12 protein-coding genes are annotated in these 10897 nt (G+C 50.6%); 7 read left to right on the top strand and 5 right to left on the bottom strand.

Going from position 1 to position 10897, the window contains the following annotated elements; all coding sequences use genetic code 11:
• The first annotated feature begins 85 nt into the window (after nucleotides 1–85).
• The gene (locus Q0231_RS12965; protein WP_269393766.1) at nucleotides 86–274 is read left to right on the top strand and encodes a DUF2065 domain-containing protein; all 189 of its coding nucleotides are present in this window, start codon (nucleotides 86–88) and stop codon (nucleotides 272–274) included.
• Nucleotides 275–322: 48 nt separating this feature from the next.
• The gene (locus Q0231_RS12960) at nucleotides 323–1780 is read left to right on the top strand and encodes a Do family serine endopeptidase (RefSeq protein WP_269393767.1); all 1458 of its coding nucleotides are present in this window, start codon (nucleotides 323–325) and stop codon (nucleotides 1778–1780) included.
• Here the strand turns inward: Q0231_RS12960 and Q0231_RS12955 are convergent.
• Nucleotides 1769–2314, bottom strand: a complete 546-nt coding sequence (locus tag Q0231_RS12955; protein WP_299347985.1) for a GNAT family N-acetyltransferase — start codon at nucleotides 2312–2314, stop codon at nucleotides 1769–1771. The genes Q0231_RS12960 and Q0231_RS12955 overlap by 12 nt on opposite strands.
• Complete coding sequence (gene serB / locus Q0231_RS12950) at nucleotides 2311–3186, bottom strand: phosphoserine phosphatase SerB (protein ID WP_299347983.1); 876 nt, start codon at nucleotides 3184–3186, stop codon at nucleotides 2311–2313. Before serB ends, Q0231_RS12955 begins: the two co-directional genes overlap by 4 nt.
• 25 nt (nucleotides 3187–3211) lie before the next feature.
• Between serB and miaA the strand changes: the two genes are divergently transcribed.
• Nucleotides 3212–4096, top strand: a complete 885-nt coding sequence (miaA, locus tag Q0231_RS12945) for a tRNA (adenosine(37)-N6)-dimethylallyltransferase MiaA (RefSeq protein WP_299347982.1) — start codon at nucleotides 3212–3214, stop codon at nucleotides 4094–4096.
• A gap of 68 nt (nucleotides 4097–4164) precedes the next feature.
• Complete coding sequence (locus tag Q0231_RS12940) at nucleotides 4165–5382, top strand: MFS transporter (RefSeq protein ID WP_299347981.1); 1218 nt, start codon at nucleotides 4165–4167, stop codon at nucleotides 5380–5382.
• Here the strand turns inward: Q0231_RS12940 and Q0231_RS12935 are convergent.
• Entirely contained in the window at nucleotides 5379–5855 is a 477-nt protein-coding gene (locus Q0231_RS12935; protein WP_299347979.1) for a YbaK/EbsC family protein, read from the bottom strand. The two genes, Q0231_RS12940 and Q0231_RS12935, sit on opposite strands and share 4 nt — an antisense overlap.
• Nucleotides 5852–7243, bottom strand: a complete 1392-nt coding sequence (locus Q0231_RS12930; RefSeq protein WP_299347988.1) for a dipeptidase — start codon at nucleotides 7241–7243, stop codon at nucleotides 5852–5854. Before Q0231_RS12930 ends, Q0231_RS12935 begins: the two co-directional genes overlap by 4 nt.
• 366 nt (nucleotides 7244–7609) lie before the next feature.
• Between Q0231_RS12930 and Q0231_RS12925 the strand changes: the two genes are divergently transcribed.
• From Q0231_RS12925 to Q0231_RS12915, 3 genes are all read left to right on the top strand, one after another.
• On the top strand, nucleotides 7610–9367 hold the full coding sequence (locus Q0231_RS12925) for an acetolactate synthase 3 large subunit (protein WP_299347977.1): 1758 nt from the start codon (nucleotides 7610–7612) through the stop codon (nucleotides 9365–9367).
• Nucleotides 9360–9893 (top strand): acetolactate synthase small subunit, encoded by a 534-nt coding sequence (ilvN, locus tag Q0231_RS12920; protein WP_269393775.1) that lies wholly within the window; start codon nucleotides 9360–9362, stop codon nucleotides 9891–9893. The genes Q0231_RS12925 and ilvN overlap by 8 nt, the downstream gene beginning before the upstream one ends.
• A gap of 114 nt (nucleotides 9894–10007) precedes the next feature.
• Entirely contained in the window at nucleotides 10008–10268 is a 261-nt protein-coding gene (locus tag Q0231_RS12915) for a zinc ribbon domain-containing protein (protein WP_299347976.1), read from the top strand.
• Here the strand turns inward: Q0231_RS12915 and Q0231_RS12910 are convergent.
• Nucleotides 10265–10858, bottom strand: a complete 594-nt coding sequence (locus Q0231_RS12910) for a histidine phosphatase family protein (RefSeq protein WP_299347974.1) — start codon at nucleotides 10856–10858, stop codon at nucleotides 10265–10267. The two genes, Q0231_RS12915 and Q0231_RS12910, sit on opposite strands and share 4 nt — an antisense overlap.
• Between the last annotated feature and the right edge of the window lie 39 nt (nucleotides 10859–10897).

The raw sequence follows: 10897 nt of genomic DNA, 5'->3' as shown, positions 1-10897 counted from the left end.
ATGGCACGACTATGGTTCTGTCACCAGATTCGGAATTCTTCCAGTATTTCCAATCTGATACGAAAAAGACGTCTACAGGGCAGTGATGCAAGATTTATTTGTAGCACTCGCATTGGCGATGGTTTTGGAAGGGCTGCTTTATGCAGCCTTTCCTGTTTTTATGAAGAAAACGATTGCAACAATCCTGCAATCGCCTGACGCGCAAATTCGTGTGATCGGGCTTACAACTGCAATTATTGGGCTTATTGTGCTATTTTGGCTCCGCCAAGGATAAAAGGGTCGCAAGAACCCTTGCTGCTGCGGTGCTGTTAGGGAGGGTTTTATGCCGATTTTGAAAGCATCGATGTGTTCGTGTTTGCGCATTTCGCTGGCGCTGGTTTTGGTACTGGCGAGTGCGATGGCCACATTTGCCCGTGGCCCCGTTTCATTCGCGCCACTCGCGGCTGAATTGCAAGGTGCTGTGGTCAATATTTCTACCACCCACCTGATCAGCTCAAACGGGCGCGGTTTTCCATTTCCCAACGTGCCAGAAAGCTCGCCATTGCGCGAGTTTTTCGACAAATTGCAACCCAAGCAACCCCTTGAATCTGAAGAGCCGATTGAAAGCCGTTCGCTTGGTTCTGGTTTTGTAATCGACCCGGATGGGGTGATCGTGACCAATTTCCATGTGATTGAAGGCGCAACCGAGATTTTTGTCGCCTTCACCGATGGAACGCGCGTTGAAGCCAAGGTGATCGGTGCTGACGAGAAGACGGATCTGGCGGTGTTGCGTGTGGATGTTGGGCGCAAACTCAATTTTGTCGAAATGGGCGATTCCGATAAGGCACTGGTGGGTGATTGGGTGGTTGCGATCGGCAATCCGTTTGGATTGGGTGGTAGCTTGAGCGCGGGCATTGTATCTGCGCGCAATAGGGATATTCGTTCCGGACCTTATGATAATTTCATCCAGACGGACGCGGCGATCAATCAGGGTAATTCTGGCGGCCCATTGTTCAATATGGATGGTGAAGTTGTTGGCATTAATACGGCAATCATTTCCCAATCTGGCGGTTCATTGGGTATTGGGTTTTCAATTCCGATCAATCTTGCCAAACCGGTGATCAATCAATTGATCGAGTTTGGTGAAACGCGACGGGGCTGGTTAGGCGTTGAAATACAAGACGTAAATGATGATATTGCCTCAAGCCTTGGGCGACCCGACAATGCGGGTGCATTGGTTTCAACTGTTGTGCCCGGTTCTCCGAGTGAAGGGGTTGTTGAAGAAGGCGATCTGATTTTGACCTTTGATGGCAGGCCTGTGACCAAGATGCGTGACCTGCCGCGGATTGTAGCGGAGACAGCCGTTGGCAAAGAGGTTGTGGTTGGCGTGCTGCGGCGTGGAAAAGATGTCAAATTGAACATTACGCTTGGTCGATTGGAACCGGTTGATTTATTCGCTGAAATTGAGGATTTGCCACCTGAAGAAATTCCGGCCAATGCGGATTCCTTGCTGGGGCTTACAGTTTCGGTTTTGAGCGACGAGCTGCGCGCGCAGTTTGCTATTTCTGGCCGCATAGACGGCGTCGTGGTGACCGAGGTCGAGCCAGGGTCTGACGCCGACGACAAGGGCATTCGGATTGGCCATACGGTGGTTGAAGTTAATCAACAGACGGTCTTTTCGGTCAAAGATGTGGAGACAATTGTTGGCACGGCGGCTGAAACGGGACGCGAAGTGATTTTGCTTAAGTTGGCGGACCCAACGGGTTCACGTCGCTTCGTTGCCGTACGGCTAAACAAGTAACTGGATTGGCTTTCTCAACGAATAGAGCACATGGGGCAGCACTTTGCTGTCCCGTGGCAATTGCGTGTGCTCAAAGTCGCGCAGAGGGTTGTGGATGAAGCCCAACTTTTCCATCACTTTGCGAGAGGGCCAATTGTTGCGATAGGTGATGGCAACAATTTCGGGCACATCAAAGTTTGAAAACGTATGGGCGATGGCCGCGCTTGCGGCTTCTGTGGCATAGCCTTTTCCCCAATATTGTTTGCCGAACAACCAGCCCGCTTCAACATCGCTTGGCCCAGGGACGTCATAAGGGATGCGGCCACAGCCTGCTAGGCCCAAAAGGGCACCATCGGATTTGCGCTCAACCGCCATCATGTGGAAACCGTGTTTTGCGAACCGTTCGGCGCAACGGCTTAGCCACAATTCGGCTTCTTGGCGTGTTTGCACATCGGGATAAAAGCGCATGACAACAGGGTCCGCGGTAAAGCTGGCGAAAGTGTCTGTGTCGGCATCTACAAATGGCCGCAGGATAAGGCGTTCAGTTTCAATCATTGCCGCACTAAATCGGCTTCCTCATAACCTTGTAAATACAGCAAACCACTTAGATCCGAGTGATTGAATTGATATTGTGCCTCAGCCGCAACAATTGGTTTGGCGTGGATGGCAACACCCATGCCAGCGGCCTTGATCATCATCAAATCATTGGCCCCATCGCCAACTGCCATGGTGTCATCTAGCGACAGGTTTTGTTCGGCGGCGAGCTGCTGCAATTTTGCCAATTTCGTGTCTTTGTCGACAATTGGGCGCGCAACCGTTCCAGTTAAACGGTCGTCGTTGAACTCAAGTACGTTTGCCGTTGCTTCATCAAAGCCAATGCGTTTGCCGAAATAATCTGCGAACAGCGTGAAGCCGCCGGAGACGAGCGCAGTATATGCGCCGTGGGTCTTCATGGTTTGGATCAGCACTCGGCCACCAGCCGCATAGGAAATGCGTTCGCGGCGGACTTCTTTGACCTGATCAAGCGGCAGGCCTTTGAGCAAGCCAACACGTGCATCAAGCGCTTCTTCAAAGTCCAATTCGCCGCGCATGGCACGTTCGGTGATCTTCGCAATTTGCTCTTTAATGCCGAGCGCGGCGCCCAACTCATCAATGCACTCTTCGTTGATCATGGTTGAATCCATATCAGCGATCAGTAGCTTTTTGCGACGGTTTAGGACCGGCACCAAATTGGCATCGACCTTGGTGTCACCAATAATGTCTCTTGCAATTTGCAACGATGCTGCAGCTTTTGGATTGATGAATTCAATCGCGATAGATTGGTGCAGCCAGTTGACGGTGCCGCCAATTTCAGCATGTATGGCGCGAACCAATTCTTCGTCTAATTTCGGGTTTGCCGGGTTAGTTGTAAGCACAAGAATCGACATGTCATTCCTTTAAAGGATACGTAAAATGGCGCAACGCGCATTGTTGATAGCGGGTCCTACCGCAAGCGGCAAGACAGCGATGGCGATTGAGCGTTCGGCGGAAGAGAAATCGCTGATCATCAATACTGATTCAATGCAGGTCTATGATGTGCTTAATGTCATTTCTGCGCGCCCAAATGCGCAAGAATTGGCGCAAGCGGCGCACCGTATGTATGGCTATGTGCCACCAGCGACGCGGTTTTCAACCGGGGCGTGGCTGCGTGATGTTCAAGCATTGATTCAAGGCGAGGGTGCTAACTACGAGAAGCTTATTTTTGTTGGTGGTACAGGGCTTTACTTTGATGCGTTGATAAATGGATTCGCGCAGATACCCGACGTACCTCAAGAAGTGATTCAACAAGTTGAAGAGATGATTCAACCGCTAGATGCAGATCAGCGGGCCAAATTGTTGGCTCAAAAAGACCCCGCAATGGCGAAGCGCTTGCAAGCGCCTGATCCGCAGCGCGTTGCGCGGGCCATATCTGTCATGGAAGCTACAAACAAATCGTTAGCGCATTGGCAAGACGAGCCAAATGAACCTTCAATTCTTCAGGGCTTTGAACTTGAGAAAATTGTGCTCAATCCCGAACGTGATATTTTGCGCAACCGGATTGCAAAGCGTTTTGGTTTGATGATGCAAGCAGGTGCGATTGAAGAAGTTGAGGCGATCACAGCCCTAGGCCTTGATCCCACATTGCCCGCCATGCGTGCCATTGGAGTGCCGGAAATTTCTGCCTATTTGCGCGGCGACATGACATTGGACGAGGCGAGGGAGAAATCAATTATCGCTACCCATCAATATGCCAAGCGCCAGCGCACGTGGTTTCGAAATCGCATGACGGACTGGCAGTGGGTTGACCCTTTGGCTTAAAGACCTATTTTGGTTCGCACTTTGTCTAATGCAGCTATTTGAGTTGCGTAATCTTTCGGAACATTTCAATGCATTCTTTTATTGATAAGTGGCGGCGCTTGCCGCGGATCGCCTATATTTTTGGGGTATCGAATTTTGTAATTGCGGCTGGCGCATTTGTGATGCCGTTCCTTACATTGATGCTGACCAAGAAATTGGGCATGTCGACACTTGAGGCTGCGTTTTACGTCAATATTGTTTTCGTCGCCTATGTTCCTGCCGCCATTTTGGGCGGCTGGTTGACCGATCGAATTGGACGCAAGAAGGTGTATATTGGTGCCATGTGTTTGGAGATTTTGGCAACCGCTTGTGCCGGCTTTTATGCCAATCAGTTTGAGCTGATCTATTTCCTTTTCGCCATAGCTTTTATGAACGGGATGGTAAGTCCGGTAATGCAGGCTTGGCAGGCTGACTATTCAACGCCAGAAAACAGGCAGATGGTTTTTGGTACGTCTTACTTCGGCTGGAACCTTGGTTTTGCTATTGGCCCTGCGGTGGCTGGATTGTTGTTCAACAACCACTTCCAATTGATGTTTTGGGGCGACGCCTTCACCACGTTTTGTGCGATGGTGTTGATCTTGTTTTTGTTGCCTCACGAAAAGCCAGAGCAAACAGAAACAGAAAGCCCGGAGCGAGAGGCAGAAAAAGCGCATGAAGGCGGCATGTGGTCCTTATTGCTGTCGCGCCCACGCCTATTGTTGTTTGCGCTTGTGGGGTATTTCTTAAACGTCATCTATGGGCAGATGGCGTTTAGCGTGCCGATCCATCTGGATGCGACCTTTGGGGCGGATGGTCCTGCCATTTTCGGGCAATTGTGGATGGTCAACGCTTTGATGGTGGTGGTTTTTACACCATTTGTTGCGGGCTTATCTGGACGGTATTCAACATATTTCAACATCGCAATTGCCGCGGTTTGTTATGGTATTGGATTTAGTCTTTTGGGCAGCACGAACAGTTTTATGCTCCTGTCCATGTGTATTGCAGTCTTTACCTTCGGTGAGGTGATGTCAGCAACCAATTCGCAAGCCCACATTGCCAATGAAAGTCCTAAGAACTTTCGCGGTCGGATGTCCGGCACGCTCAATCTGCTCATTGGCGCTGGTTATGGCATGAGCCCGCTGTTGAGCGGATTGTTTATCGATAAGTGGGGCATTGAAATGATTTGGCCCACTGTCTTTGGTATTGGTATGGTGTGCGCAGTGGCAATCTTGTTGATCAGGCCAAAGTCGGTTGTGGCAGCGTCTTAGCGCACATCAATTGGGATTGCGCCGGTAATGGATATTAATTCATCGGCGGTGGTTGGGAACACAGAGCGAGGGTGACCAGCTGCGGCCCAAATTTTGCCCAAATCTAAAAGAGTTTGGTCGATGTAGATGTTGACGTTGCCCACTGCACCGAGTGGTAAAACACCGCCGATTGCGAACCCTGTGTGGGTGCGCACAAAGTCGGCATCGGCCCGTCCAAGTTTTTCGCCTAGTTGCCTGCCCACCCGCCGTTCGTGGACGCGGTTGGCACCTGAAACCAGCAGCAGATAAGCTTTGTTCGTCTCTGCGCCCCTAAACACGAGGGATTTAACGATCTGCGCCACATCAACGCCGAGAGCGTCGGCTGCTTGAAGAGCTGTGTGGGCCAGCTCTTCAAGCTGCACGATTTCTGCTTTAGAGCCTGAGGCGCGCAGAACTTTGTCTACGCGCTTTTCGGATGCAGAGAGGTCGCTCATTTTACCTCAGCGATCTTGGCTAAAATGGCAGCATGTGAGCGAATGCCGCGTTGTAGGCATGTCAGCTCGTATTTTTCGTTTGGCGAGTGGATATTGTCGTCTGACAGGCCAAAACCAACCATCACGCTGTCCAGACCCAATGTTTCTTTGATTTGACCAACCGCTGGAATGGAGCCGCCCATGCCAATCAATTTGGTCGGGTTGTCAAACTCATGATCCAGACCTGCTTTTGCCGCTTTTAGATAGGGGCTATCAACAGGCAGCTTAACGGCAACACCTGTGCCGTGGTTTTTTAAGGTCATCGTGAAATCCTTTGGCAAGCGCTCTTTAAAGAATGCTTCTAAGTTTTTCAAAATGGCGTGCGGGTCTTGGTTGCCGACCAGACGGCAAGACAGTTTAAGGCTGGCTTTTGAAGCGATGACCGTTTTGTGGCCCTCGCCGATATAGCCGCCCCACATGCCGTTAACGTCGCAGGTTGGTCGCGCCCAAAGTTTTTCAAGCGCTGTAAACTCAGGCTCGCCCGCTGGACCCGACAGGCCGATTTCGCCGAAGAAACCAGCATCATCGTGCTCAAGTGCCGCAAGTTCTGCGCGCTCTTCTGCCGTTAGGGCTGGGACACCATCGTAAAAGTCTTTGATTTGCACTTTGCCGTTTTCATCGTGCAATTGCGCAACGATTGAGGAGAGGGCGTGCAATGGGTTGACGACCGCGCCCCCATACATACCCGAATGCAGATCGCGCGTCGGGCCTGTGATGCTGATTTCTGCGTCGAGCAGGCCGCGCAACGAATAGGTAATGGCGGGGGTATCAATGTCCCACATGGCCGTGTCGCAAACGACGCACAGATCCGCTTTCAAGAGGTCTTTATTCGCCTCAAGAAAGCCAGCGAGACTTGGACTGCCTGTTTCTTCTTCGCCCTCAAGCATGATTTTGACGTTGCAGGGCAAATCGCCAGCGACCTCAATCCAGGCGCGGAATGCCTCGATGAAGGTCATCACTTGGCCCTTATCGTCCTGCGCGCCACGAGCAACGATTTTTTTGCCGTACTTGCTGTCTTTTATTACAGGCTCAAATGGGGCTGTTTCCCACAATTCAAAAGGATCGCCAGGTTGCACGTCATAGTGACCATAAAAAAGGGTGGTCGGCGCGTCGTCTGTTTTGGAATTGCGTTCGGCGTAGAGAACCGGGTGGCCAGTTGTTTCAATCAACTTGATTTCAAACCCAAGCGCGGCCAGTTGGTCGGCCATCCAATTGGCTGCGCGTAACACCTCTGCGTCAAACTGAGAATCTGTGCTGACGGAAGGTATCTTGAGCCATTCGATTAGGCGATCAACAGAGTGATAAAAGTTGTCGTCAATATAGCTTGTGACAGCAGCAAGTTTATTCAAAGTCATATAGTGTTCCGGTGATTTTGGACCATTTGGTCCACAGGGGGAGAATGTTGCTTTTGTCATCTTTGCTTTCAAATTTGGTTGGACCAGTCAAGTAAAAACGTCGTGCCGAACGGATTTGGGGTAAATTGGGGCTTGACCGATAAATTTCTGCCCCTTACCAATGTTGCCCAACAAGCAATTTATGTAAGGGAGTCCCATGCGGACCGTTCTCGTACTCGTTATTACCTGCACCGGCGGCGCAAACATCTGAGGAGGTTTGCGAGTGTCGGTGCATGTCTAGGTCCCAAGCGGGGCCTTTTTTTATGACTAAAACGTATCTAAGGTACTCTTGGGTACGGCAACTGAGGAGAAGATAGAACGATGGCTCAGCAAATGACCGGTGCAGAAATGGTCATTCAAGCGTTAGTCGATCAGGACGTCGAACACATTTTCGGCTATCCCGGCGGCGCTGTTTTGCCGATTTACGACGCAATTTTCCAGCAGGACAAAGTCGAGCATATTCTGGTGCGGCACGAACAAGGTGCAACACACATGGCAGAAGGATATGCGCGCTCAACTGGAAAATGTGGCGTGGTTCTTGTGACATCAGGCCCGGGGGCAACCAACGCGGTTACCGGCCTAGCTGATGCGCTTCTTGATTCAATTCCCATGGTATGTATCACAGGGCAGGTGCCCACACCGTTGATCGGTTCTGATGCATTTCAGGAGTGTGACACAGTTGGCATCACCCGGAATTGCACGAAACACAACTACTTGGTGAAGTCAGTGGAAGATTTGCCTCGGGTTCTGCATGAGGCATTCTATGTGGCCACAAGTGGCCGCCCAGGCCCTGTTGTTATCGACATCCCAAAAGATGTTCAGTTTGCGCTTGGAAGCTATGCCAAGCCAAACAATGGTTCACATCCAACATACAAGCCGCAAACTGAAGGCGATTTGGAAGCCATCAAGATGGCCGTTGATATGATGTTGAAGGCTGAAAAGCCGATCCTTTACACGGGCGGTGGGGTGATCAACTCTGGGCCAGAAGCATCAAGCGAGTTGCGCGAAATTGCGGAACTAACTGGTTTTCCAGTGACGTCAACATTGATGGGATTAGGCGCCTTTCCAGCGTCGTCTGACCAATGGTTGGGCATGCTTGGCATGCACGGCACGTATGAAGCCAACATGGCAATGCATGACTGCGACTTGATGATCTGTGTTGGTGCGCGATTTGACGATCGAATTACAGGCCGCATTGATGGGTTTTCGCCAAACTCAAAGAAAATCCATATCGATATTGATCCTTCATCCATCAACAAAAACATTGCTGTTGATTTGCCGATTGTTGGCGACTGCGGGTTTGTGTTGGAAGAAATGGTTCGAATTTGGCGATCACGTACAAACCAACCACGTACAGAAGCATTGTCTGGTTGGTGGAAACAAATCGGGGAATGGCGTGATGTGAAATCTTTGCAGTACGCGAAATCCGAAAAGGTTATTAAGCCACAATATGCGATTGAACGCCTTTATGAATTGACCAAAGAGCGTGATGTTTACATCACGACCGAAGTTGGTCAGCACCAAATGTGGGCCGCGCAGCACTTCCATTTCAATGAGCCGAACCGGTGGATGACATCTGGTGGATTGGGCACAATGGGTTATGGGTTGCCTGCAGCGGTTGGTGTGCAAGCAGCGCATCGTGATGCTTTGGTGATCGATATTGCTGGCGAAGCCAGCGTGCAAATGACCATGCAAGAAATGTCGACGGCGGTTCAATATGGTTTGCCGATTAAAGTCTTCATTTTGAACAATGAACGCATGGGTATGGTGCGTCAGTGGCAAGAATTGCTGCACGGCGGTCGCTATTCAAGTTCTTATTCTGAAAGCTTGCCAGACTTTGTGAAAATGGCAGAAGCGTTTGGAGCGCACGGTATTCGATGTGAAGACCCGGCCGAATTGGACGACAAAATTTTGGAAATGATCAATAGCGACAAACCGGTTCTGTTTGATTGCTGCGTGACCAAAGACGAAAATTGCTTGCCCATGATCCCATCGGGCAAGGCACACCATGAGATGATTTTGCCGGACACGGCAGATATCGGCAACATCATTGATGAAAAGGGGAAGGTCCTTGTTTAAACCAAGTTGGGATTTAGAACGCAACCAGCTGGTTGAGCGTCACACATTGACTGTACTTGTCGACAACGAGCCGGGTGTCCTTGCCCGTGTCGTGGGGCTTTTCTCTGCGCGAGGCTTCAATATTGACAGCCTCACAGTTTCAGAAACTGAACATGATCGCCATCGGTCGCGCATTACTATCGTGACCGTTGCCACCCCAAAAGTCTTGCTGCAAATCAAATTGCAGTTGGAACGTTTGGTGCCTGTGCATCGGGTGCATGATTTGACCGCTGAAGGCAAAGCGCTTGAGCGCGAGTTGGCACTGGTTAAGGTTGCGGGCAAAGGCGAAAACCGCGTTGAGACTTTGCGGTTGGCAGAAGCGTTCCGGGCGAACGTTGTCGATGCATCAATCGATAGTTTTGTGTTTGAGATTACCGGTCGGCCAAACAAAGTAGAACAGTTCATCTCTTTGATGCAACCGCTTGGGCTTGTTGAAGTGGTGCGCACGGGCCTTACCGCGATTTCGCGGGGCAAAGAGGGCATGTAGCCCTTGGTTCTTTGAACGATTTATAGGGCGGCCTTTTGGGTCGCCCTTTTTGTTTCAGATCATTTTCTTTGTTCGCCGCGCTGATATGCTGACACAAACAGAGGAGGAAGTGAATTGGCAAAATTTTGTCAAAGCTGTTCGATGCCAATGGATAAAGACCCCGGACATGGCGGCACTGAAGCGGATGGCCGCAAGAGCGAGAAATATTGCGCGCTGTGCTATCAAGATGGGAAGTTTCTCAATCCAGAATTCACCGCAAAACAAATGCAGGATTTCTGCATTGTGCAGATGAAGAAGCAGGGGATGCCCGGTTTTGTCGCTTGGATTTTTACCCGCGGCATACCAAATTTGGAGCGTTGGAAGAAAACAAGCTAGGCGTCTGCTGTTTCACGCCAAATAGTTTCTTGCCCATTTTCGAGCACATGCACGACCCCTTGGGGTTCACCAAGGACGAGCATTTGCGCTTTGCTAAAGCCGCAATAGATACCGCGGATGACTTTGCCGACTTGGCCGTGGGATACGGCAATGGTTGGGCCCTTTAGGCTGTTGAGCCAAGATTTTGAACGGGCATAGACTTGTTCAAAGGTTTCGCCACCGGGTGCGCCATAGTACCACTCGTATCCCTTTTTGCCTTCGAGTTGCTCGGGCATTTCGTTTTCAACTTCGAACCGCGTCATGCCGCCGATCTTGCCCAAATTGATTTCTTGGATGCGGTCGTCTTCTATCGGGGCCAAATCAAAGTGCTTTTTGATCCCCTCAGCAGTCTCAAGCGTGCGCCCTAATGGACTGACATATTGGTCAAAGCCAGATGCAGAGCCAATTTCTCGAAATAGTATGCGGCCCAATTGTTCGGCTTGTGCGCGGCCATTTGCTGTGAGCGGAGAGTTTAGAACGCCTTGCGTACGGCCTAACACGTTCCATTCAGTTTCGCCGTGGCGCATCAAAAGGATCTTGGGGTAGCTCACAAATATCTCGCTTTATGTGATTTGGTCGTGCTGGTGGGT

Origin of the sequence: uncultured Maritalea sp. (genome assembly GCF_937139385.1) — a bacterium.
Lineage (GTDB): Bacteria > Pseudomonadota > Alphaproteobacteria > Rhizobiales > Devosiaceae > Maritalea > Maritalea porphyrae_A.
This window is presented reverse-complemented; position numbering and strand designations above follow the sequence as displayed.

What these genes read in the sequence shown, in the direction of transcription:
- Q0231_RS12965 (WP_269393766.1), top strand. Translation starts at nt 86, where the DNA reads ATGCAAGATTTATTTGTAGCACTCGCATTGGCGATGGTTTTGGAAGGG.
- Q0231_RS12960 (WP_269393767.1), top strand. Translation starts at nt 323, where the DNA reads ATGCCGATTTTGAAAGCATCGATGTGTTCGTGTTTGCGCATTTCGCTG.
- Q0231_RS12955 (WP_299347985.1), bottom strand. Translation starts at nt 2,314, where the DNA reads ATGATTGAAACTGAACGCCTTATCCTGCGGCCATTTGTAGATGCCGAC.
- serB (WP_299347983.1), bottom strand. Translation starts at nt 3,186, where the DNA reads ATGTCGATTCTTGTGCTTACAACTAACCCGGCAAACCCGAAATTAGAC.
- miaA (WP_299347982.1), top strand. Translation starts at nt 3,212, where the DNA reads ATGGCGCAACGCGCATTGTTGATAGCGGGTCCTACCGCAAGCGGCAAG.
- Q0231_RS12940 (WP_299347981.1), top strand. Translation starts at nt 4,165, where the DNA reads ATGCATTCTTTTATTGATAAGTGGCGGCGCTTGCCGCGGATCGCCTAT.
- Q0231_RS12935 (WP_299347979.1), bottom strand. Translation starts at nt 5,855, where the DNA reads ATGAGCGACCTCTCTGCATCCGAAAAGCGCGTAGACAAAGTTCTGCGC.
- Q0231_RS12925 (WP_299347977.1), top strand. Translation starts at nt 7,610, where the DNA reads ATGGCTCAGCAAATGACCGGTGCAGAAATGGTCATTCAAGCGTTAGTC.